Here is a 23,313-nt window from a genome sequence, read left to right as displayed (position 1 = left end):
GCCCCGGCGATAGGACGGCTAGGCGCGATACAATTGCTGTTTAGGGCCAGCTCTCGAAGTCCAGATTCGGCAGGACAATGAATTTGCAGGACGTCCATTATGGGCACATCGGGGCCGTCTATGGCTCGGGCGATATGTCCGCTTTTGGACGAACGCGAAGTTTGCCGGAACGTCTGACTTTGGGCGCATACTTGCCGTCAAATTCGGCGTCCTTCACTGGTTCGTTCACGTATTCCGGAGAAAATTACTGTGCGAGTTGATGGATCCTCGTTCCCGGTACGACAGCCTCAGCTATTTCACATAGATGCTTATGGTGCGTCAGGTAGATGACCTGACCTGTGTTTGCCATCGCTCCGAACAGCCTGAAAACCTCCTCCGAGCGAATATGGTCGAACGTCTCCATGATGTCGTCGGCGACGAATGGGACCGAGGGCCGAAATTGCGCGAACTCGTAATAACCGGCGAGTCTTAGGGCAAGGTACAGCTGAAATCGTGCACCCTTTGAAAGCGCTTCGGTGACCTTGGATTGCCCGTCACCCTGCACAGCAATGAGAACCTCACCACCTCTTACAGGCTGGGTTGTCAGCCCCGAATACTGGCCACGCGTCATTAGCTTGAACGCGTCTGATGCGCGCGCCATCATGCCGGAGCGATGGCTCTCACGGTAGATCCGCAAAGCATTGCCAGCCGACATGATGCCAAGCTTCAGCTCTATGTAGCGAACGGCCTTCTCCTCGATTTCCAGCAGGGTTGTGCGCCGTTCAGCATCCAGGCGTGCAACCGCACTATCACCGCCGATGGCGTCCAGCTTGTCGGCCGCGCGCGTCTGCCGGATCAGCTGTTGCTGGATGGTTTCATCGAACAGGCGAAGCCGCTGCTCACCCTCAGCCTTCTCGACCGCGAGGCCGTCGAAATCGATCGCGTCCAGGATCGAGCGGGCCTGCTCGAATCCGTCGACCGCGAGCTCCGCCACTATCCGTTCCTCAAGTTCGGCGACGGTGGTGCGCAAGCCATCGCGCTCACGCAACAGCTCATCGCGTTCGACTACCTCGGGCAGAGTGGCGACACCAAAGACGCCCAGCACCTCGTTCTTGCGGCGTTCGTGTGCCAAAATCTCAGTGTCGAGGATGTCGCGCGCCTCCTTGAGGCGCTTCAGGTCGTTGCCGAGGCTTGCCTTCGTTTCACGTGTCCGCTCGGCACGCTCTAGGCGCTCGGCAAGGCGGATGGCCAACTGCTCCGGGTCGGTATCCTTCGTCGGCTCGTCGGCTTCAACCGCAACGGCGATGACCTCGACCAGAAAATTGGCCCTGTCGGCCTCCATCTTGTCGATACGCAGCTGCAGGTCGTCCCGTTCCTGCAGGCTTCTTGAAAGTTCGGCCAATTGATCGAGCACAGTGCCGACGCCGGATGCGGAGAGCCCGCTTTCGAGCCAAGTTCCCTTGAGTGCTTCGGTAATGCCGGCCAGCCATTCCTCCTCGCGACGCTCCGCCACACCTACTGCAACCCGTCGTGCCGCTAGATCCTCTTCTTTGGAGCTCACCATTCTGAGCGCCTCGGCATACTCGGCGTCCACCTTGCGCTGCCGATCCAGAAACGGCTCCGCGATGGCCATGATTGCTTCGAGGGTGTCGTTGGACTCTGATACAATGCCGACGCTTCCCAGCACTGCTCTCATTTCCAAGCGTATCTGCTCGCCGGCGTCAGCGGCTCGCTCGGCCTTCAAGCGAGCAAGTTCGATCTGCTCCCAGGCAGCGAGCGCATCGCTGCGCGCCTCGATCTGATCCTCGATCCTTTCGATCAGGCGCTCAGACGAAGGTTCCACGGCGTCTCCGAGCAGGTCCCTGGCGGCCGCGCGGATTTCCAACAATTGGGTATCCACATCCTTGCCGAGCTGTGTGCGTTGGATGCCGTTGCGTGACAGGTTGGCCGCGGCCTCGGCCAGCTCGCGCGTAGTTGCCCGGATCTCAGCCAGATCCGCCGCGCCGGCCAGCCGGCCTGCGCTGGCAATGTCATCGCGCGCCAATGCCACGGCGAAGTCGTCAGCGGTGTCACCGGTCAGCGCTGCGCGGTGCGTTGCCCACGCATCATCGCGAACTCGGCGGATGGCGGTAGCCGCTTCATCGTCGACAATGTCGCCCGAGGCACGAAGGGCATCCAATCGTGCGGCGAGCATGGCATGGTTGCCCTCGTATTCAGCAAGGCGTTCGGCAAGTACGGCGGTGTTCCTTGCCAGTTCTGACGCTACCGTCTTCCAGGCGGCAATCTGCCCGGCGCTCGGAACCGCGACGTTGGCGAGAGCGAGGGCATCTCCGTTCCATGGACGCAAGCGCGCGAGCGCCGCCTTCCATCGGATTGTTCCCGCATCTTCCGCCTCGCGAGCCGTCCTAATCTCTGCCTGGTGTCCGCTTGCTCGCGCTTTCGACAAAGCCGAGCCCAGCCTTGCCCTGGCAGGTTCGGGCACCGCCCTTTCCTCGCCGACCCGCTGCCTTGCCACCTGCAGCGCATCGAGTGCCGCCGCGGCTTCGTCGCGAGCGGCACGCATCCCGGTAGCAATCCCGGACCTCTGCTCGACCATGGCGCGAACGACGCCAACGGTGACGGCAGGCAGAAGCAGCGCGCCAGGATCCGCCTCGGAAGATCGGCCCAAGGCGGCAAGGCAGCTCGCCACGCTGTTGTTGAGGATTTGCAGCTCCATCCTGCGAGTGGGCAAGTCAAAGCCAGCCGCGGTATGGCGCACCTTGCTCTCCGCCAGCCCGCGAATGCGTTCGGAAATCGACAGGATCGGTTCGTCCTCGTCGACCGCAGTGACTTTTTCCGCCAGGCGCTCGGTCTCGTCGATGTTTGCGGACAGCCGCGTTCTGAGGCTGGCATCGTCATCGATCAGTTCGGTGACACTTCCCGTCGATGTCCGGGCTGGGGAGGCGATGTCCGGCAGCTGATCCAGCCGGGCAATCTTGCGCCGGATATCCGCCAGCATCGGCGCAGCACGCACGTAACGAGCAAAGGTATCCAGCCTGGCCACCAGCACCGCCCGATCGCTGATGGTTCGGCCGTACTGCTGCGCTGCATCGAGACGTTCGGCCTCCAGGCCCTCGTAGGTTGATGCAAGGGTGTCGATCGCATCCCTGCGCGACTTTACGTCAACAAGGCGCTTCTTCAACAGCGCCAGTTCGGTTCCATGCGCCTGCTTCCGATACAGAGCGTCTGCTTCGGCCTCGAGGGCGTTCAACGTATCACTTGCGTTCCCAAGACCGGCGCTGGCCGTGAACAGAAGCTTGCCGAGGTCGCCCCGCGACTCCAGGATAGATTTTCCGCCGGCTTCCAACGTCTCGTCATCGAGTGAGAACATCGTCGTGTAGGCGTCGCGCGACAGACCGGCGAGATGCGCCGTGATCGCCACCTCGCTTACCGGTTGGCCCGTCGCATTCAATAGCGAATTACTGCGCTGTTTCGTACGCGTGAACGTGTGTTCGGAGCCGGCCAGTTCCAGCACCCCGCCGATGCGCATGGCACTGTACTCGTGCAGGAAGTTGTAGCGGCTCCGTTCCTCGATGCCGAACAGCAAGTCTAGATAGGCCGAAAGCGCAGTCGATTTGCCGGCCTCATTCAGGCCAAACACGATATGCAGATCAGGTCCGGATTCCGGTTTGGGTCCGAAGTCGATCGAACGATCGGTGAACTTTCCATAACGAATGAGGTCAAGGCGCCGCAACCTCATGACGATCCACCGGCCTTAAGGCGGGCAGTCACCAAGTCCGCGCCCTTGGAAAGCACCTGATCGAGGAACTGTTCCAGCCCGGCTTCGTCCGTCCCAGCAAAATCCCGCCCGTCGGCCGGAAGGTCGGCGACCATCTTTTGGACGAACGCCCTCGCCTCAGCGCGGAAGGCCTCCGAGGTGGCATCGGCACGCATTGATTGCTCGAGTTCGAAAATCGGATCAGCAATATCCTCGGCGGTCTCCGTCCGAGGCGGCGCGAGGTCAAGCTCGAGCTTCTCCACCCACGTATGGCCTAGCTGTTCCGCAGCCTGTTCGGCTTCGGCAAGAAGGAGGTCCCTGTCGCGGATCAGCGCCCACATCAGTGGTGACGTTCCTGTCAGGCCAATGCGAGCCACAGCATGACGCGATCGGACGGTTGCCCGCATCTCTTCGAGTGCGAAGCGAACACGCGCGACGGCCTCGGGCCACTCCACCGCTCCGGTAAGGTCGACGCTCACCCGTTCGAACTGCGCAACGCTGGTCAGCCGTTCCTCGATCTCCACCGAACGGTCGTGGCGCACCGTCACCAGGGTGACTGATTTCTCACCGGCCTCGTTGATATCCCTCCCCTGCGGTATTCCCGGCATCACCACGGCACTGGCGCCAGGATGGACTTGGCGAGCATGGATGTGGCCGAGGGCCCAATAGTCGAAACCGTGGGCGTGCAAGTCAGCGATGCTGCAGGGCGCGTAAACGTCGTGACCTGGCGATCCAGCCAGACTGGTATGCATGATGCCTATGTTGACGGCCCCTTCACGAGCCGCCGGATATTTGGTTAACAGGCTGTCCGGCGCCTTAGGGTTCGCAAAGCTCAAACCATGGAATACGACGTCCAGACCGCCGGCTGTCTGCAATACCGACTGAGCACGACCACCAAAGATGGTAACGGTGTCGGGAAATACCAGCTGTTTGGAAATCCGCGACAGGGCGTCATGATTACCGCGGATCTTGAAAACCATGATGCCGGCCTGGTGCAGGCGTGTCATCTGCGCGCCCAAGAACCGCGCTGTCTTCATTGAAGTCTGGTCGCCATCGTATAGGTCGCCAGCAATGACCAACGCGGCCACACGTTCCTCAAGGCAGAGATCCACTATCGAAACGAATGCCTGGCGGCTGGCGTCGCCCACCAGCCCGGCAAGATCGGGATTTCGCATCGCCAGCGAACGAAGCGGCGAGTCGAGATGAATATCGGCCGTGTGTACGAATCGAAATGCCATTCGGCCTCCGCCAGCAAAAGAGGTGTTCCGAGCTTCGACAGAAATTGCAACGAGGGCGCTGCAGCGCCCCGTTACACTTCAGCTAATTTCTCGCTCGCGGATTCGCCGGCCACCAACAAGCCGTCTTGGGACCGTAACACTCCTTTGGCAACCAAATCGGCGACCCCAGCTGAAATCAGCTGCCTTAATTGTGCGCTTGTGGCTTTGAAGCCCAGCATCCTGGCAACGCCTGTGGCGATTTCTTCCTCTGTCGCACCGAGGTTGGATTTCACGACTTCCATAGCGCCTTGGGCGACCTCGTCCTGCGCAATCATTTCGGGCTTGCGCAATCCAGCGGACACGACCCCACTGCGATCCCTGAGACGAACAGGAACACCTGGCTTGAAGCAGAAGTTGCCTCGACGGGCTACTGAACCACCTCTCTGTGCTATGCTTACCCCCCGCTCGATTGCATCCTGAATCCTGCCACCGGCCCGCTGCAGACCCCAGGCGTCCCGAATACGCGAAACTATTTCGTCGACATGGATTGGCGTTTCTGTAGCCACGACCTGCTCGACCAGTCCGGCCATGATTCCGCTGGGCGTCTCGTGGAGTTCGAACGATCCCGGTCGCTTTAGTTCGGCCTCTTCGTAGGCTCGATTGGGTGTCTCGGATCCGTTTGTGCTTTCGAGACCGATTTCCGTCACGTTGCCTCGGTCGACCGTAACAACCTGCACGGCTACAGCTCGATTTCTCTGGACCCCCAATTCGGCCCGCTCATCGAGTTCTTTTCTGGCGGCCTCAATCGCTAGTATGGTTCGCTCCAGCTGCTCACGAGGCCGTTGGAACCAGTCAGCGCTCCAGATGCGATGGATGATCCAACCATGGTCTTCCAGAACCGACTGCCGAAGCCGGTCTCGATCTCTGGCCGAGCGAGATGAGTGATATTCTGCGCCATCGCATTCGATGCCAAGAATATAGCGGCCTGGCCTCTCTGGATCCGCAACTGCGAGGTCGATGAAGAAGCCGGCAATGCCCACTTGAGCATGAACCTGATAACCCATTTCGATCAGCGCGTTGGCTACCTGTTCTACAAAGATTGAATCCATTTCGCGAACCGTGACTTGGGCAAGCGAAATTCGCCCTGTTCTCGCGTAGTGCAAGAAGAGCTTGAAGGCGAAGATGCCTTTCCCTTTGCCACGCTCCAGGTCGATGTCCTCGTCTGTGATGGACGCGAATACTTCGCAGCTGCGCTTGGCGCGGCTTATGAGGACGTTGAGCCGACGCTCGCCGCCTTCCGCGCCAAGAGGGCCGAAACGCATGGCCATGTATCCCTGGGCATTCTTGGCATACCCCACCGAGATCATGATCACGTCGCGCTCATCGCCTTGAACATTTTCGAGGTTCTTGACGAAGAATGGCTCGCTTGGATGAGCGTGAAAGAATTCCTCGGTGTCGGGATTTAGTCGCCGCAGCGCTTCGAGTTCATCCTGGATCGCGCGGCGTTGGCTAACCGAAAATGTTGCAACGCCTAGAGTCTCTTGCGGGTTCACCTTCGCATGACGGATGATCGCCTCCGCTACTGCTCTCGCCTCTACCGGATTGGTTCCTGTGCCGCCGGAATCGAAGACCCCCTCCGGCACATGATGAAACCGCAACCCCATACCTGCCTCTTGGGTATAAGGGCTTGGCACGATGAAAAGCCGGTTCTCGTAGAACTGGCTGTTCGATACTGCGATTAGAGATTGGTGACGGCTACGGTAGTGCCAGCGCAGCATACGCTGCGGCAAGCCGCGGGCCGTGAACAGGCCGAGGATGCTTTCAATGTCGGCGACCTGCGCGCCCTCACCCTCGTCATCTTCAGACTGCGAGCCTGTCATCTTCGCGAAGAATGTCGTGGGTGGCAGTTGGCGTTCGTCGCCAACGACGACCACCTGACTGGCCCTGGCGACCGAGCCAAGTGCGTCCACGGGCTGGATCTGAGACGCCTCGTCCATCACGAGCAGATCGAAGGACATCCGGCCGGGCGACAGGAATTGCGCCACCGAAAGCGGGCTCATCATGAACACTGGCTTCAGCGCCTGGATGGCAGGGCCTGCCTTCTGCATCAATTGCCGGATGGGCATGTGGCCTCGTCTGCGCGCCATCTCAGAACGAAGCAGTCCGACAGGTCCAGCTCCGCCGTCTCTTGAAGGAATTTTCCGGTGATGAGCCGTTACAACTTCGATGGCGCCGGCCTTGATGCGCTGGCGGTCCAGATCTGCGAAGTCACGTACAGCCCTGGAATGCAGTTCCCCGTCGAACCTTGCCAGCTCCGGCTCATCGGTCGCCATCGCCAGAAACATTCGTTCGTAGTAGGCCATATCAAAAACTGATCGAGCCGATCCTGTTGTAATCTGGCCGTTGGCTAGGCCGTCTATCAACTGTCCCAGTCCAGCCTTTCGGGCCGTTTCGGATCGCTCTTCATAGGCAACCCATTTCGAGAGCTGCTCCTGATGATCGAGCCAACCCTGCAGCCGAGAAACGACCTCGCCTATCGCGACGTCCGGAAAATCGACTACTCCAAACAAGGAGGGAGCATCGGCTTTCAAATCCCCTGTAAGCGCCTTCAATTCCCGCGCTGCCGCTTGGGCCGCTTCACGTGCTGAACGTGCCGAGTTTGCGATCTCGATTCTTTCAGGCAACCGCGCAGCCAGATGTCGGATCGAGCCATTTTCTTTCAGCCAAAGCTCGGCTTGCGTGAGAGCGGCCCAATCGGATCCTCGACCGTGCCACGACGAGCCGAATACGAACTTGCCAAGGCTCTCTCCCGCATCGATCCCTTGAGCAAGTGCTTGTAGTCTGCCTAGTCGGCGCAGTAGCTCCACCCGCTCAGTGATTAGATCCGGAACGTCAGTCAGAACCTGTCGTGACGCATCATCGGCTTGAGCTACAGTGCTCGCCTTCGCTTCCATCAGTTGCAGCGAGGCCCGCTCGGCGGAAGCCACGTCGCCTAGCATGGATGACGCGAGGTGCCCGAGATCGTTCCAGAAACCTTCGATAATTGGCCGACCGATTTCGATAACCTTGCGAACGCGCGCTGCACGCGCACCGGCCTCGGAGCGTTCCGCCATCCGGCCGGCGATAATCCGAGGTTCGGGGCCTAGCCCTCGTAGAGTCCGCATCCACTCCACTAGCGCGAGCAGTGGCGCGGAAGCCGATCGCTCCCCACGCCAATCTGCCCCGAAGGCGGAACGGCCAAAAGCGTCGCCTTCGCGGACTCTTGCTGCGGCAGCCTGACCCTTCATCAAAAGGTCGAGGAGACCAACTATCTGCGTCGCAGGCGCGCTAGGGTCGACCACAATAGTCCGCGCAAGTGCTGTGGCGCGACGGTAGTCGCCGTTCAATGCTTTCAATATTCCCGTGTGTGTGGCGAGCGCCTGCCGCGCCGCGGCCACCTCGGTGCTCCACGCCGCGTCAACAACCTTGCCCTGAAGGTCGGCTCTGGCAGCCTCAAGCGTCGCTACGCTGTCGGCAAGGTCGCCTGCCTGCTCAAGTCCGGAGTCCCAAACGGTGGCTGCGAAGGCCTCCGGACTTGCGTCAGGTGCTGCCGCTACTCGCTCGCCGGTCACGGCCAGCCTGAGCAAGCCTGCCAACGTGTCTGGCAATATCGCCGATCCGAGTTCCTGATTCAGGCGCTCAGCTTCTTCCCTCAAGCGTGGGAGCAGAATGGTGAGCTGTCGCGCACGATGGAAACCATCTTTCGGAAATTCCGAGGGAAGCTTTGCAAGCTCTGTCTCGAGACCTTCAATTGGCGTGTCGATAGCCGTTGCCGCCAACTGCTCCGAAAGTTCCTCGGACTTGCGGGCGAAATCCGTTCCTGACCAGAGAAGCGATGAAATGTCTTTCGGACGCTCATCCCATACCGGCGAGACGAGCGCCTCGGCAGGAAGTCCAGGCGCGGACGCGAGAAGCTCAGCGCGATCTTCTATCTCGCCGCTGTCGCTGAGAATTTTCGGAGGCTCGGCCTTGATCCGCTCAGCGATACCGACCAGTTTGGCGTGCAGTGCCTTGGCTTGGTCCAGCAACGCCGCGATGCGTGGGACGAGCCTCTCAATGGTCGTTGGAAGAACGACATCCAGGCCAACTCCCCGCCACGGGTGGTGGATCGGCAAGCCGATCTCGTTGATCCGCTGAGAGACCTCATCGAGCAATTTGCGACGTTGCGAAACGCCGTCAGTTGTCCAGCTTGTGGCATCCGTAAGTTCGATGTCCACTGGTTTCTGACCGACCTGCCTTAGTCGGGTTAGCTGGCCGAGAACCTGATAAGGAGTGAGTTCGGACGCTCCGAACGCAACGTGCATTCGTGCAGCATGTGCGTTGAGTTTATCGCGAGCCTCCAGCAAGCGATCAGTTAGGGAAGAAGGAAGCTGGCCCCTGGGCGATCCGAGTTGCCAGGTTCGCCGCAGCTCCTCTAGCATCATGCGCTTGTTCGCCTTGTTACTATGCAGCTCAAGGCAGGCGTCCCCCACCCCAGCAGTGTCAAGCCGTCGCTTGACGACCTCCAGCGCTGCCATCTTTTCGGCCACGAACAGCACGGTCTTTCCGTCGGCAACGGCCGACCCAATAATGTTTGCGATCGTCTGCGATTTTCCTGTCCCAGGCGGACCTTGGATAACGAGGTCGCGACCTTTTCTGACGTCATGGATCGCCAGTGTCTGAGAACTGTCACTGTCGACGATATGCAACATTTCGGCGGGCGCAATGTGCGGATCAATCGCTATGTCGTCCGACATAAGCGGCTCGCGTGTTTCGAAACCATCTGAAAGAAGCGAGCGGATCTTCGGTTGTTCGATAATCTTTGCGCCATCGGGCCAGAGATCCGGATCCAGATCACGGTACATCAAGAACTTCGCAAACGAGAAGAAGCCGAGCACCATATCGTCGCGAAGCACCTCCCAACCCTCTTTGGTCGAAATTGCTTCGGCAACGGCATCGAGATAGGCCGAGACGTCGAAGTCATCTCCCACCTCAAAACGCGGCAGAGCGAGCTTGTGAATGCGGTCGAGATAGAGTTCCAAGGAGAGGTTTGCGGTAAGATCTTCCGGCCGGGCTCGTAGGCGGAATTTTTCTCCAGCGGCCCCTCGCTCAAGCCGAACCGGCACCAAAATGAGGGGGGCCTGACGGATGTTCTCTTTGTTGTTCGGGTCAATCCACTTCAGCATTCCAAGGGCCAGAAAGAGGATATTGACGCCCTGCTCTTCCTCGAGTGTGCGGGCATCATGGTAGAGATCAAGGAGCCGCCGCTGCAGCCCAGTTGGGGTCATACGCGTCTGCAGCTTGGTGTCCGAGTGCCGCGCGGATATCCCTCTGTTATCGACTCCATCGTCCTCTGGTTGGGCGAGAGCGACGGGGGAATAGTCGATCTCTTCGTCTGGAGGGCTGCTTTCATCCTGGCCCGCTTTCGGCCTATCGGGCTTGCCGGCCAGGAAGGTAAAAGCCTTTCCTTCGGTCACCAGCAATCGATAAATTTCGGACGACTTCTCATCGACGATATCGATCGTCTTCGCGCTCTTGGAAAACCGCGGCACATTCAAAAGTCGATTGCGGGCGGAAAGATCGAGCAACTCCATCCTGGCGCGCTCGAGTTTCTCCTTTAGAGGGAGATCGCTTTGGAAGACTGACTGTTTTACGTCCAAGACTTACATCCCCTTTGAAAGGAGAACCAGCTAGAGCCCGCGTAGAGCGTTCGCGCAAGAAAAAACAGCCGTGTTCAATTAGAAACGACTGCGATCACTTCTGGACACCGTCCAATATTGCGACGTGTGATATGGGTCAGAGCCTGCATTCTTGGCCCCCTTTGCCTAGTCGCTATCCGACGAGGATTCTCGCTCCCTGCCCCCGTATTTAGCCGCCTCCACAATGTCTTTTTCTGACACAGAGAGTCCGTTGCGGACCCGAATGGCTCCCGCACTTGGAACGCGGTCCAATTCAGATCCAGTCTTTGCCTTATCCTTCTGGGGCTTAACCTCCGGCGGCGGGTCTTTCGAAAATGTCATGCGTAGGTCCTACTCGTCCAAATCTAAATGCATCCGCCTGTGAGCCTCAAGCCGCTTTCCTGGTCATACAAAGAAAACGCCGCGCCCAATCAATCCACCGTCTCTCGTGGTTCCGCATTCTGATTGGCGCTTTAACATTCATCACTATTAGCGCCTGGCATTTAGTATCCTCCCTCTACTGGTTTTTTTAGCCGATAAGTAATAGATCGGGATTTCACTGCAGAAGTCCGGAGCCATGAAGTGACTGACGAAATCCAAAATACGGCCACCGCGCTGATGGAGCTTACCGCCGATATCGTTGCGGCTTATGTGAGCAAGAATTCAGTGCCGGTCTCCTCATTGCCGGACCTTATTGCCAGCATCAATTCGTCATTAGCGCGTATCGGCCAGCCGTCCGAACCGGAAAAACCCGACCAAGTTCCCGCGGTCAACCCCAAGCGCTCAGTCACTCCAGACTACATCGTCTGCCTCGAAGACGGCAAAAAGTTCAAGTCCCTCAAGAGACACTTGAACACGCATTTTGGACTGACGCCCGACGCCTATCGCCAAAAATGGGGCCTCTCCAACGATTACCCCATGGTCGCGCCTAACTATTCAGCCAATCGCTCCAGATTGGCAAAATCGATTGGCCTCGGTCGCACAGCAGCCGCGCCCAAGAAAGCAGCAGCCAAGAAGTCAAAGACGCGCTAGCAAAACATTTGGCAGCTTCGCAAAGGATCGAAAATTGAATCGCGATCGCTATTCCCATCGCCGCAGCTCGCGGCCAAGACGCGGCCGGGTTTCAATTATGCGCAAGCGTTTCTTTTCACATAAATCATTAGCCGCGATCCTGGTGATCACGCTAGCAGTGGGCGCTTATGTCACCTCCTACTTTACAGGGTGGGGCAACCAGATCGCGGGACCCAATACAGCAAGCGCACTCGGGTCAAAACCGAAGCCTATCGTCGGCGTAGCGTCCATCGTTGACGGGGACACGATCGAGATCCACGGACAGCGTATTCGTTTCAATGGCATCGACGCACCTGAAAGCAGCCAAAACTGCAGCGACGCAAGCGGGCAAGAATACCCATGCGGCCGCAAATCCGCAGAAGCACTGGACATCTTCCTCAGTCAATCCCGACCCATCCAGTGCAACTTTGTTTCGTGGGATCGTTACAACCGCTTCGTTGGTGATTGTCAGCGGGCGGACGGTGCTAGCATTGCGTCTTGGATGGTCGAACAGGGTTATGCCCTGGATTGGCCTCGATACAGCCATGGTAGTTACGCGTCACAACAGGCAGATGCCCAAAGGGCCAAGATTGGCATCTGGGTTGGCACTTTCACAGCCCCTTGGGATTGGCGAGCAACACATGCAGCCAACAATAAACCCGGTAATGACACATCCTACGGCCTTACAGGCCGTCGCCAAATAGCTCAGAGCTATTCGTGTCAACCGCGTCGCTATTGTAAGCAAATCTCCTCATGCGATGAGGCGCGCTGGTATCTCAATAACTGTAGCTGGGGACCCAAATTGGACCGGGACGGCGACGGAATTCCGTGCGAAGGCATTTGCTGACCAAGCCAATTCCTTAGCGCGCTTTCAGCAAGCCGGACTGGCCACCAGCGTTTCGGTGCATTTGCGCGAGTGCCAATAGAGCCTGGCAAAAGGGCTGGCTGACGTTTGTCTTGGAAAATTCCACCAGCTCGTTGAGCCCGGATGGGCTAGAAAACCGCAAGGCTTCGTAGCGACAGACAGGGATCTGCCGATTATCTCTGAAGCGTTTGTCGGGTCCGCCATTCTTATTGGGATGAGCCCAGGTATAGCTCACGATCTCAGCATCAGATGGAACTTTGCCGGTCTCAATAAAATTGCTGGGGGCAAATTGCGTCCTGAGGTCTCCATACCCAACGGCACCGTACTGGTTTCCGTCCTTCACCAAAATCATGTCTGGCATGAAATAAAGGATTTGCCGGCCGACGTGTATCGACGGTGGTGTGACATTGCTGCGAACAACCGTCGGCAAGGAAGCTTGGAGCGTCGTCGACTTTTTATCGACCAACATCGTGGCTCCCGCATTGCGCTTCCAAGTCGTCAGATCCTCTATCTTGCCACCAGCCGCGACATGCCAACTCGCCGCGCAGCGTGTGAGCGTGTCAAAGGCGGCGACAAGTCGCCCGTAGGCCGCCTCCGCGTCCTGCTCCAAATCATAGTAGAGCACGCTCACCCGGCGGTAGCTGTCCAACCAGTTGCCAATAAGCATGCCCGGCAAAAAGGCAGCAATACCGATCAGCGCCACCCCACCTCCCAGCATTGCGCCTGCGATCAATCCGGCGATCCCAAACAGCACGGCCAGGATGAGCGACATTCGCGTCTGCGATTGCCTCGCATTGATTTCATCAAGCACATTGGCAAATGTCTCATCACGCATCTCGATCACATCGGCGGACTCGATTTCTCTCATCACGACGCCACCGCTGACATATTCCACGGGTGAGGATGTTGGATGGGGCTTTGGCCCAGATGGGAATTCAGACAGTTGCAGCGTCTGCTTGGCGCTGCGCTTTCCCAAAGTGCCTCGGTAGTAGAGACCGCCGACGCCTGCATGAATATAATGCCCTCGTGGGCCAGTCCCGATACGAAGACCTTGCACGCCAACGGACGCGCCAACCCCGCCAGACGAGAAGTTAAAGCGGAAAGGTCCCGCACTAATCGATTTTCGAACGTAAAACCCCATCCCCGCAATCCCCCCCAAGCCCTGTGAGCGAAACCCAAGGGCAGTTCGCCTCACAACTTTGGTACCGGAACCAGTCCAATATCTGTCTCTCGCGAACGTTGCCTGACCCTGATCTCAATTCGCCTCCTCGCCTTGACGTCGCCGGCCTGTGCGCCGTCGGTGAGCCGGTCGCCAGGCAATATCAACTGGCCGCCGGACATTGGCAGGATGGTGAAGCCTTTCAGTTCCGGCATATCGCGCAGGATGCCTGTGACGGAGATCGCTCGCGCTAATCCAAGCCCGGCATTGTCGGCAGGATGGAGTGTGCCAATGTCCATCTTGCGCGCCAGTACGGGCTGAAGGCCTCTGTCCATATTCGATGAGTCACCGGACATCGCCTGCTCGTCCGTGTGGCCAATCACCTCAATGACGTCCACACCATAGGAAGTTGCAATTCCAGCAATGGTCTTCGACATCTGCCGCAACTTCGTTTTGAAGCCACCGGAAAGCTCCGCACTTCCAGTATCGAAATTATAGCCATCGAGCTCGCTAAGACTGATGATCGGTGGCCAATCGTGTGGCTTGTCAGCAGAGGCCTCGTTCCTTGCCTTCTTCAGTGCGTCAGCAAGATCCTTGGACGTCTTGCCCGTGCCAACGTAGCCGAGCTCGCGCAGAACCTTCATCTTCTCGATCATGGCTTTGGCCTGATCAACGTCGACGTCGTTGTCAGAGAGGACTTTGGCGGCCGGCGCGCTTTTCACCGCTTCCTCAAGGGTCAGTCCCACTTTTTTGATTGCCTCTGCGGCCTCTTTGGCCCGGACCAATTCACGCCATTCTTGATCTGGTACATTGCGTCGACTTGCAGGCTTGACCATGGCATTCAGCTGAGCCAGCAACCGCTTGTTTTCCTCGTCAAGCTTGCGAGCGTTCTCATTGAGGGACTGCGCAATCTTCTGCGCTGCCGCAGCCTCTTTCTTTGTCTTGGCGATGAGCGCGCCTGCAGCAAGCAAAAGGCAGAAAACGAGAAGCAGCATCGTCTCAGCCATCGTCAGGCCGAGTATCAGGCCGCGGCCATAGCCCTTGCGCTCAAACGTAATGGCTGTTCCGCTAACCTCACTCACCTGCCCCACCAACTTGCTCTCTTTGGCGGTTCACCCTTCTCCACCTCCGCCGGACTGCTTAACGATCGGAAGGTGTCGCCCTCCGTGTCATCCGAAACCTTGATTGGCGTCTCCACAGGGGAGGCAACAGTGGAAGGTGCCGCCACTCGCTCGACATCGTTCGCTATCGCATTGCTCAGAGGCTGGGGCGTGCGCACGGCCGGGAGGCTATGTTGTGTAAGGGTTGCGACGAGGCCGCGTGTTTCATTGCTGTGTTTCTGCATCACAGCCATGAACTCCTCAGTCAAACGCTGCTGCGCTTGGACAGTTTCTGCGGTCTTTTCTGCGGCCGCTGCCGCTCTCTCCACTCCAGTCGCCACCTTGATCACTGCGTCGGCAAGACCGGTCATCCGCGTTTGCTGCTCTTGCGAGGCTGTTTCGGTTTTTATCGCATATTGTGCGACAGCATTACCCAGGAGCTTGACCATCGGCGCCAGATCGTTCTTCAGCACCTCATCAGGAACAACCACCTTTTCCAGCTTGGCAGCCATATTGTCGGCTTGATTACCGAGCTTTCCAACAGAGTTGGACATCGAGCTGTTGGCTTTATCCAGCAAATCCGCTGCAGCTCCAACGCGGTTCGCTATCGAAGCAAACTGGGTTTCGACTTGCCCGAAATTGTGCTGCAACGCGTCACTGAGCTTGGCAGACGCCTCTTGGACAGGCTTGATCGATTCCATGGCAATATTGTCCAGGGCAGATCGAATGTGCTCCCCATTGCGTGCCGCTTGCTCGGCAATCTCTGCAAAGCCCTCTTCGAGCATTTGATGGCTGACACGACGAAAGTCGGCGAACTCCCTGGTTACGCTTTCCATCTCGGCTCTTACACGCCGTGTCATGTCGGCAAGTTCGTGCCTCGCCGTTCGCTCAATGTCCGCGGGATCGCGCCGCATCTGATTGTAGAAAACCCTCAGAGCAATACCGGTGATCGTCGACGTGATCGCGATGCCAAAATTTTGGACGATCGTGTCGGTTGAGCCTTCCGTTCCAAACTGAAACAGCGAGACCCCAAGGCTCGTCAGGGTGAACAGGAAGCCCATATAGTAGAGGTTATCGCCGGTCTGCTCGTCGTGCAGTTGTAGCTTTCCAGCAAAGATCGAAACCCCGAGATAGAAAAACATCAGGCAGGCCGGTGCTACCGCCGCGACGATCGGATTTACGCCTGAGAGTTTTGCAATGGCGATGAATACACACCCGCCGAGTGTCAATGCCGCGAAAACCACGACCGGCAGACGTGGATGATCCAGCAAAGGTTTGTCGTGCGCTCTCGCCATCAGTTTAACCCATCCAAGCCAACCAGCTTTTCGAACTCGCCGTGATGGTTCTGGACCCAATGTGTCCAGAACTCCGCGTGATCCAGGGTCTGAAATGGCTTCTTTGCCCGATCGATATAAAGAATTGTGATGCCCACCCCATCCAGCGACGTCCCATATGTGCGGTCGGCGGCGCTGTTGAGGTATTTTTGGTAATCCAGTCCCGATCGGTACTGCGAGTAAATCGTCGTATGCTCGATCATGTCAGAGGCGACCACCAATCGCTTGGGACTGCCCTGTTTGGCCAAGCTGCTATCGAAGAGCGACAGCTTGATTTTCTGAATTCCAGCCATGATCGGAGATTGGCTCGCGGAAGCCGCATTCGGGATTTCATCGGGAAGTTTGTTCAAAGGATCGCCGAAGGCGTTTTCCCACTTCTTTTGACGCCGCGCAGGATTGTTGGTCCAACTATCGACGGTCGACCCATCACCGGGATTGCATCCATCGAACATCACCGTCAGCTCACCAGGCGCCGAGCTCAGGGTATAAATCCTCACATACCCACCCGGCTCGACCTGCCCAATGGTCTTTCGGAACTCGTTCTTGAGATCAGCCATCGTCGTTGCCGAAATTGGATCAGTGGCGTCGATGAGGACGGCGGTCAGGCTGGAGGGTCCGTCCAATGGGCAATTCGTGTTGGCGTCGATATGGCCATTGCCAGACCTGGTCCACATCCAGCCGAAGCCGGCCAACATCGCAACGGATAGCACACCAAGGGCAATGGCCGCGGCAATGGTACCCGCATTGCCTTTCTTGCGTCTGCGGGTTCGCCTAGACATTCACGCTGTCCGGGTGAAGCTTATCAAGATCTCGGTACTGCTCAATTCCCCGTTCGCATTCCTGACCAATCAGACGAACCTGCTCGTTGAGTTCCTCCTGCGCCTGGCGAATTGATGCGCCAACATCTCCCTCATTCCACTCCCGCTCGCCGGTGACGTATGGCTTGATGCGATCAAGTTTGTAGGGCGTTCCGAAATGCTTGGGCGCCGGCTCGGTCCTCGCCTGGATGTTGGCTTCCCGATACATCGACAAAAGCTGATTGCAGGCTCGCTCCAATTGGTCTTGATGCTGCGCAAAAAGAGCCAGAAGCCTCGATCGATGATCGACAATCGCGCGGTGCTCGCGCCGGCGACTACCAAGCTGCTTGACGATTTCCTCCACTTTTTCGTTGTGGTCGTCGCGGACATCCTGCAGCTCTTCGATCAGTTCCTTCTTTCGATCGATGTAGTCATCGCGCCGTCGAACGAGCCGATTTTCAACGCCAGTGTAGCCTGGGTAAGGGTCGAGCACGAACCAGCCGTCGATAAAAGCGAAAAGCGAAAACATCAGGCCGATCGCAAACAGCAACCAGGACTTGATGTCCGTGAGACCCGCTGGATTGGCGAGCATATTACGGATGACCTCAGCGCCGGCGCCGTCAGCGAGCGAGCCGCTGACCTCACGGTAGTGCGCTAGCGCCAAGTTTATCGAAATCGCCAAGCCGATATAGAAAAGGATTGAAATGATCCCAACGAATTTTACGAAAAACGACCGATGGGTGACGAGACGAGCGCAGAAAACCGCCAGGAGCAAAGCCGCCCCGATGTTGATGAAAGAGAATGCCGCAGCCTCAAGGATGCCACCAAAAAATCCCTGCTCATTGCCCTTGGCCAGGAAGTTGCCGTTCATCGCTGTCTCGACCAGAAACAGAAATAGCAGAAGCGATAGCCGGAAAATGTGAGCGGCACCGTGCTGCACACGCGCGGCACGAACGAGACCGTGCTTCTCCTTAAACCATGCATGCTCTTTTTCGGCGTCGTTCAGGGCCCTTCTCAGGCCGTGAAGTTCATCGAGGCCCACGGCGACCGAGGCTTTGAAGTCCGAAACGCTAGCGGCATTCGTCTGACGGATTAGACCGAATTGTTCCTCGAAATCGAGGCCGGCAAGACGACCTCCAAGGAGTTGCAGGTTGTCCTCAAGAGTGTGATGCGCAGCCTTCTTCTCATCCTCAACGCGTTCCACGATGGCATGTTCGACATCGTCGAGATTCTTTGCCGTTTTCGGGGGTTGGTTCACCTCGCCGCGCTGCTTTCCGCGGTTAATGACATCCAGGTCGCCGTCGATCTTGGCAGGGTCCAGGCTGTTGAATAGCTGAGTGCTCGCCCGAAAATCGTGGTTGGATTCTCGCAGTGAGTCACGCAACTTATTTAGTTTTTCGAATTTAGAGCCCACGCACTCACAACCCCAACTTTACGCCCCCCGGCAGAGTGGTTTCTATGCATAGTAGAGCTAAAGGGCAACCGCACATTCACTTCTATCCACTTGCTAGTGCGGATCAGGCTCAATTGAGTTCCAACAAATGATCATGGCTGCTGATCAACTGGTTGATCGGCCGCGACTAGTCATGTCATGAGCCGTGCTGCGATGCTCTAAGGACAGAGTGCTACGAGCGGGTTCGCGACTGGGAAATTATCCACAGTCGTATACGTGTACTGGATCTCACCGCCCAGGCGAACGAAGGCAGATAGTTCCTCCGCACGACAGACATAGTTTTTGGTCATTTCATCGATCTTCTGGACATAGACCGGCCGCGAGACGCCAGCAGCCAACAATTTGGCGTCTACTTCCGCATCGGTCTGAGCCCAGGTGGCGTTGAAAACGATCCTTGGCCCGATTGCGATGATGCTCCGAACGGAGATGTTCGAACTGATCAGCATGGGCAATGCTGGAGCCATTTCGGTTTGCATTTTTTTTGCGTAGGCGCAGACGTCGGTCTTGGTGTACTTCGAGAGGCATTCATTTGCCGTCGCCACCCTTGGCCATGTCAGCAGGATCGCCAACGGGACGTGCATCAATCGCAATCCATCCAAAGTATTCTCCTCGCCCGATCTTGGCCTGCACAGAGGAGCATCTATCCTATTTGTGTTCACAGTGCCACGAGCAGCTTGTGCCCGACCGGCAATAGTGCTCTGTCTGAAATACTTTGGGAGGGCAATAAAATGAAAACAACATTTCTCGCGGCTATGGCCGCTGCAATAATCGCTTGCGCGACCGGCGCGTTTGCACACAGTGGCGGCACTGATGCCAACGGTTGCCATACCAACCATAAGACCGGCGCGTATCACTGTCACTGAAGGTCACGCCTTTCTGAGGGACACAAACATGCTGAAGAACATCATGTCAGCTCCGCTGGGCCTCCTCTTCATGCTGGGCGGGCCGATCACCTACGTGATGAATGTCGTCGACACATGGCAGGGCCATGCATCAGTGGTCGTAAAAATCCTGATTAACTTGAGCCTGGATGCGATGTTGGCGTTCATTTGGCCGATCACTTGGGCAATCTGGCTTTTCAAATATATGGCGGGCGCCGAAACTCCACTAACAACCGTGCTGGGCGTTTGAGGATCAAGTTTGCTGAAAATAATGCTTTTCGACGCCGGCCGGAACGGTCCGGTTGGTCTGCATCTGTGTAGCTATTGCCTCGCTGCTGGCGGTAGCGCCATGGCCGTACGGCTATTACCAATTCCTCCGCGTGGTGGTCTTTTTCGCCGGGATCTACTGCGGAGCCATGGTGTGGCGATCAGGCCCTGAAAATCGCACCCTGGCTTGGGCGCTGTTTGGAGCGGCAGCGATCTTCAACCCGTTCATGCCGGTTCATTTGCCGCGCGAGCTGTGGGCAATCTTCAACGTCGCAGCGGCTACTCTGTTCGGCTTTGTCGCATACCGGCACCGGAATTAAGCCGATAATCTGAGATGGCCAAGAGTGGACCTGAGACGCCGAAGGTCAAGGCGCGCCCGAGGGTCACCGTGTCACAGCCGTTGGCGCTTTATGCGGGAGATCTCCTCGAGCGGACGAAGGAGTACTTCGAGGCTTTCAACCATCTAGGCTCGGAGTCGGAAAAGGCGCATCTTTTTGCCCGTTATTTTCTATTTTCGCATGCCCTAGATGTGGAGCTTCAACAGGTTGTCCTCGATCAGGGCGAGGCGACTGATAGGCGTTTTTGACTTTAGGCTGCCATGTGGACGATGCCAATTGTATCTGTGCAGCCAGACAGGCAGTTCGGCGGCACGATGATCGGATGTCGGATAGGCAATGGCGTAGGCCCATTCGCGCAGTGCTGTCTGGATGAAGCGCTCGGCCTTGCCATTGGTCTTGGGCGTATAGGGTCTTGTCGTGACGTGCTTGAGGCCGAGATCGCGGCAGGCCTTGGCGAAGGCCTTTGATCTGTAGCAGGAGCCGTTGTCGGTCATGACGCGGGCTATCGTGACGCCGAGGCTGGCGTAATAGGCGACCGCGGCCTTGAGGAAGGCGATGGCGCACTCCTTTTTCTCGTCGGGCAGGATTTGCGAGAAGGCGATGCGGGACGCGTCGTCGATGCAGACATGGACGAACTCCCAGCCGGCGCCGCGCGACTTGCCCTTTTGCGGATCGCCGGTGATACGATGGCCGACTTGGCTGAAGCGGCCGAGCTTCTTGATGTCGATATGGATCATCTCGCCGGGATGCTCCCGCTCGTAGCGCCGGACCGGTTCGGCCGGCTCGATATCCCTGAGCCGCGACAGCCCGGCACGCTTGAGAACCCGGCTGACGGTGGCGGGCGAGACGCCGACCTCATGGGCGATGTGCTTGCCGGTCAGCCGCTGGCGACGCAAGGCTGCGATGCGCTCGGCCACGGACTGTTCGGTCAGGCTCGGCATGACGGTGGGCCGCGACGAGCGGTCGACCATGCCGGCCCGCCCTTTGGTCTTATAGCGCTCGACCCAGCGCGCCACGATCTTGGCCGACACGCCATAGACGCGCGCCGCATGGGCTTTGGAAAAAGCGCCTTCTATCACCGATAACGCCATCTCCTCTCGACGCAGCGGTGTGAGACGGGCATTCTTGTGGATGTTCATTCGGACCCTCCGATGGATGCTGAAGCGTGGTAACTCCAGTCTCCTCGGTCCGGTCCGAATGGACAACCTCTCGAAAGCTCACACCTAGAACTCCTCTTGAAAGCGTATCTAGCTTCAAAGGGCGTGTCGAAACGCGGTCTCCGGCTCGGCTTCGGTCACAAGATCGAGGACATTTACGAAGCCGCAGTGGCCCTAGGAATGCCGCCGATTGGGAACGTGAAGATGATTGCCAACAACCTTGACCTGATGAATTCTCAGCAAGATTTTAGGTACCCGTCGGGGTACAAGCTGAATGTCCCGCCGCCGAGCTTCTGCCGAGAAACGTATAACGCTCTCCACACAGCGATCGAGCCGAGGATCCCCACCGAGGTACTGAAAGCCAACCTCAAATTTCATTGGGATTTTCGGGGGAAGACTGTCATTTGGAAGGACGAATAGCCCGAGGATGATCTTCCCCATCTACGTTGGCGTTCTTATGGCGCTGCTGTCAGCATCCGCCATTGGCGGTGGCGGCAAGGCGATCTTGTTGGGATGGCCGCCTCGCTGACAATGGCCGGGATGGGCACTCGCCGGCTGGCTAGGTTCTTAGCAGGCCATAGCCGGCTGTCTGGTGGAGATCGTCTTTCAGGGCTTTGATCGTCTGTGAAAGGTCGCGAACCTTGTCCATCAGCGTCTGAATGGTCGCCCCGATGGGCTGGATCTTAACGCCTCAATCGTCGCGAGAAGCTCAAGGTAGACGTGGTTCAATTGAACTTTCTCCCTTCGAGAGCTCTCAATGGTGATCGACATGTGCGACCAGGCTCGATCAATTGCCTGTTCGCTTATCCTTCATCGACAAGCGGACGCGTGCCGCCACCTCCCTTCCGTCACGCGAAGGACCCAGCCGGCGAGACCAGACGGCGTGCGTGGCGCAATCTTCTATGTGACGAGCGGCGAGATCGCGTGTGTCCCGCCGTGATGGGATCATCTATTCGTCGAGCGCGGCGCTGGCGCCATCATCGTCGATATCTGCAAACCCTGGGATGATCCAGCAGCTTCTCCTTCGACAGCAGCCCGGCGTCCTCGAGCGCCTCGAAATCCGGCAGCTGGCGCAGCGTGTCGAGCCCGAACTGCGACAGAAAAGTTTTGGTCGTCACATAGGTGTAGGGCGCGCCCGGCTGCGGGCTGCGCGGCCCCGAGGCGACCAGCTGCTCAGCGCGCAGCACGCCGATCAGGTCACGTGACACCTCCTTGCCGAAAAAGCTCGACAGCTCGCCACGGGTGATCGGCTGGAAATAGGCAATGCACATCAAGACAAGCGCCTCCGCCTGCGACAGTTCTTTTGCTCCCTCGCCCGCTGCCGTGCCGAAGGCTGCGTGAATGGCGTCGCCAAAAACCTTTTTGGTCCGGTGCTGCCAGCCGCCGGCGACCGCGACCAGCTCGTAAGGGCGGCCGGCGAGTTCGGCGCGAATGTCGTCGATGATCAGCTCGATATTGCAGTTTTTTCCCACCACCCGCGCGAGGACACTACGTGTCACCGGTTCATTTGCCGCAAAGATCACCGCTTCGACGCGGGCCATCCATTCGCACCAGCGCAGCTCCGGCGGCAGATGTTCCAGTTCGGTGTCGAGCAGCGCCGGCTGATCGTTTGGCTTGCGGCGGGCGGACGCTTCGCTCATCGCTACAGCCCGAACAGCCGGAATGTGGGGCGGCCGGAGAGCTCGCGCACGACCTCCAGTTGCTGCAGCCGTTCGAACAGCCGTCGCGATGCAAAGCGCGACAGATTGTCCGTCGTCAGCGATCCGGACACGGCGTCTTCACTGAGCAGCAGAAAGATTACGTCGCCGGCGCCTTTGGCGCGCAGTTTCGGCGCCACCGCCAGGAGTTTTTCGGCCCGGCGCGACAGCTCGGCGGCCAACCGACAAGCGTCCGCGGCGGCCGCGACGAGCGCGATGCAAACCGCCCGCTCAAAATTCTTGTCCCCGGGCCGGATGCGCCGGCCACCGCCGGCCTCGGTGCGGAAAGATGGTCCAAAACCCTGCGCCATTAGGAGCGGCAGGGGCTGCGGCCAGCCCAGGCGTTGCGCCAGTACCAGGTCGGCGAGCCACCAGCCAAAGAGTTCGGCATCGGGACGCATGGCGACGACCTCAGCGGCGATCGCCGCGGCGTCGAATGGCGCCGACCGCTGGGATACCCCGAGTTTTTCGATCTGCGTGCAAAGGTCGGCGAGCGCGGCGCCGTCCCAATGGAGGCCAAGCTGGTCGAGTATCTTCCCGAGCCGGCCGGGCGTAGCGGCGGGCGG

17 protein-coding genes and 1 pseudogene are annotated in these 23,313 nt (G+C 58.3%); 5 read left to right on the top strand and 13 right to left on the bottom strand.

Annotated features, from left to right (window positions below):
* Window positions 1-244 precede the first annotated feature (244 nt).
* The 3 genes from EN964_RS00570 to EN964_RS00560 form a co-directional block, all read right to left on the bottom strand.
* Window positions 245-3,718: an AAA family ATPase gene (locus tag EN964_RS00570; protein WP_063169422.1), complete on the bottom strand. Its 3,474-nt coding sequence runs from the start codon at window positions 3,716-3,718 to the stop codon at window positions 245-247.
* The gene (locus tag EN964_RS00565) at window positions 3,715-4,974 is read right to left on the bottom strand and encodes a DNA repair exonuclease (protein ID WP_063169423.1); all 1,260 of its coding nucleotides are present in this window, start codon (window positions 4,972-4,974) and stop codon (window positions 3,715-3,717) included. The genes EN964_RS00570 and EN964_RS00565 overlap by 4 nt, the downstream gene beginning before the upstream one ends.
* A gap of 71 nt (window positions 4,975-5,045) precedes the next feature.
* Entirely contained in the window at window positions 5,046-10,565 is a 5,520-nt protein-coding gene (locus tag EN964_RS00560; RefSeq protein ID WP_245437922.1) for a DUF3320 domain-containing protein, read from the bottom strand.
* Window positions 10,566-11,231: 666 nt separating this feature from the next.
* Here EN964_RS00560 and EN964_RS00555 point away from each other — a divergent pair.
* Window positions 11,232-11,681, top strand: a complete 450-nt coding sequence (locus EN964_RS00555) for a MucR family transcriptional regulator (protein ID WP_063169425.1) — start codon at window positions 11,232-11,234, stop codon at window positions 11,679-11,681.
* 34 nt (window positions 11,682-11,715) lie between these two features.
* Window positions 11,716-12,546: a thermonuclease family protein gene (locus tag EN964_RS00550; protein WP_127224212.1), complete on the top strand. Its 831-nt coding sequence runs from the start codon at window positions 11,716-11,718 to the stop codon at window positions 12,544-12,546.
* Window positions 12,547-12,559: 13 nt separating this feature from the next.
* On the opposite strand, the gene EN964_RS00545 is transcribed toward EN964_RS00550, so the two are convergent.
* The 7 genes and pseudogenes from EN964_RS00545 to EN964_RS00520 form a co-directional block, all read right to left on the bottom strand.
* Window positions 12,560-13,540, bottom strand: a complete 981-nt coding sequence (locus EN964_RS00545) for a hypothetical protein (protein ID WP_127368371.1) — start codon at window positions 13,538-13,540, stop codon at window positions 12,560-12,562.
* 18 nt (window positions 13,541-13,558) lie between these two features.
* Window positions 13,559-13,705, bottom strand: a pseudogene (locus EN964_RS39335) (DUF4236 domain-containing protein); the annotation flags it as partial.
* A 50-nt stretch (window positions 13,706-13,755) separates the two neighbouring features.
* Complete coding sequence (locus EN964_RS00540) at window positions 13,756-14,814, bottom strand: hypothetical protein (protein ID WP_224571173.1); 1,059 nt, start codon at window positions 14,812-14,814, stop codon at window positions 13,756-13,758.
* Window positions 14,802-16,118 (bottom strand): hypothetical protein, encoded by a 1,317-nt coding sequence (locus EN964_RS00535; protein ID WP_063169428.1) that lies wholly within the window; start codon window positions 16,116-16,118, stop codon window positions 14,802-14,804. The genes EN964_RS00540 and EN964_RS00535 overlap by 13 nt, the downstream gene beginning before the upstream one ends.
* A complete protein-coding gene (locus EN964_RS00530) occupies window positions 16,118-16,936 on the bottom strand; it encodes a hypothetical protein (protein ID WP_063169429.1) in 819 nt (272 codons plus the stop codon). The genes EN964_RS00535 and EN964_RS00530 overlap by 1 nt, the downstream gene beginning before the upstream one ends.
* The gene (locus EN964_RS00525) at window positions 16,929-18,368 is read right to left on the bottom strand and encodes a hypothetical protein (protein WP_063169430.1); all 1,440 of its coding nucleotides are present in this window, start codon (window positions 18,366-18,368) and stop codon (window positions 16,929-16,931) included. Before EN964_RS00525 ends, EN964_RS00530 begins: the two co-directional genes overlap by 8 nt.
* Window positions 18,369-18,565: 197 nt before the next feature.
* Complete coding sequence (locus EN964_RS00520; RefSeq protein WP_126066778.1) at window positions 18,566-19,006, bottom strand: hypothetical protein; 441 nt, start codon at window positions 19,004-19,006, stop codon at window positions 18,566-18,568.
* A 129-nt stretch (window positions 19,007-19,135) separates the two neighbouring features.
* Between EN964_RS00520 and EN964_RS39330 the strand changes: the two genes are divergently transcribed.
* From EN964_RS39330 to EN964_RS00505, 3 genes are read left to right on the top strand one after another with little or no spacing between them, the layout of a single operon-like run.
* Complete coding sequence (locus tag EN964_RS39330; protein ID WP_199489651.1) at window positions 19,136-19,270, top strand: YHYH domain-containing protein; 135 nt, start codon at window positions 19,136-19,138, stop codon at window positions 19,268-19,270.
* A 28-nt stretch (window positions 19,271-19,298) separates the two neighbouring features.
* A complete protein-coding gene (locus EN964_RS00510) occupies window positions 19,299-19,538 on the top strand; it encodes a hypothetical protein (RefSeq protein ID WP_082826591.1) in 240 nt (79 codons plus the stop codon).
* A gap of 52 nt (window positions 19,539-19,590) precedes the next feature.
* Complete coding sequence (locus EN964_RS00505) at window positions 19,591-19,875, top strand: DUF6804 family protein (protein ID WP_063169433.1); 285 nt, start codon at window positions 19,591-19,593, stop codon at window positions 19,873-19,875.
* A gap of 203 nt (window positions 19,876-20,078) precedes the next feature.
* On the opposite strand, the gene EN964_RS00500 is transcribed toward EN964_RS00505, so the two are convergent.
* From EN964_RS00500 to EN964_RS00490, 3 genes are all read right to left on the bottom strand, one after another.
* Window positions 20,079-21,032, bottom strand: coding sequence for an IS481 family transposase (locus EN964_RS00500; protein ID WP_063169434.1), 954 nt, complete (start codon window positions 21,030-21,032; stop codon window positions 20,079-20,081).
* 995 nt (window positions 21,033-22,027) lie between these two features.
* Window positions 22,028-22,690 (bottom strand): SMC-Scp complex subunit ScpB, encoded by a 663-nt coding sequence (locus tag EN964_RS00495; protein ID WP_063169436.1) that lies wholly within the window; start codon window positions 22,688-22,690, stop codon window positions 22,028-22,030.
* A gap of 2 nt (window positions 22,691-22,692) precedes the next feature.
* A partial coding sequence (locus tag EN964_RS00490; RefSeq protein ID WP_127276107.1) for a DUF1403 family protein occupies window positions 22,693-23,313 on the bottom strand: 621 nt, incomplete at its 5' end.

The sequence above is a fragment of the Mesorhizobium sp. M7A.F.Ca.CA.001.10.2.1 genome (assembly GCF_003998575.1).
Lineage (GTDB): Bacteria > Pseudomonadota > Alphaproteobacteria > Rhizobiales > Rhizobiaceae > Mesorhizobium.
This window is presented reverse-complemented; position numbering and strand designations above follow the sequence as displayed.

What these genes read in the sequence shown, in the direction of transcription:
- EN964_RS00570 (WP_063169422.1), bottom strand. Translation starts at nt 3,718, where the DNA reads ATGAGGTTGCGGCGCCTTGACCTCATTCGTTATGGAAAGTTCACCGAT.
- EN964_RS00565 (WP_063169423.1), bottom strand. Translation starts at nt 4,974, where the DNA reads ATGGCATTTCGATTCGTACACACGGCCGATATTCATCTCGACTCGCCG.
- EN964_RS00560 (WP_245437922.1), bottom strand. Translation starts at nt 10,565, where the DNA reads ATGGAGTTGCTCGATCTTTCCGCCCGCAATCGACTTTTGAATGTGCCG.
- EN964_RS00535 (WP_063169428.1), bottom strand. Translation starts at nt 16,118, where the DNA reads ATGGCGAGAGCGCACGACAAACCTTTGCTGGATCATCCACGTCTGCCG.
- EN964_RS00530 (WP_063169429.1), bottom strand. Translation starts at nt 16,936, where the DNA reads ATGTCTAGGCGAACCCGCAGACGCAAGAAAGGCAATGCGGGTACCATT.
- EN964_RS39330 (WP_199489651.1), top strand. Translation starts at nt 19,136, where the DNA reads ATGAAAACAACATTTCTCGCGGCTATGGCCGCTGCAATAATCGCTTGC.
- EN964_RS00510 (WP_082826591.1), top strand. Translation starts at nt 19,299, where the DNA reads ATGCTGAAGAACATCATGTCAGCTCCGCTGGGCCTCCTCTTCATGCTG.
- EN964_RS00500 (WP_063169434.1), bottom strand. Translation starts at nt 21,032, where the DNA reads ATGAACATCCACAAGAATGCCCGTCTCACACCGCTGCGTCGAGAGGAG.
- EN964_RS00495 (WP_063169436.1), bottom strand. Translation starts at nt 22,690, where the DNA reads ATGAGCGAAGCGTCCGCCCGCCGCAAGCCAAACGATCAGCCGGCGCTG.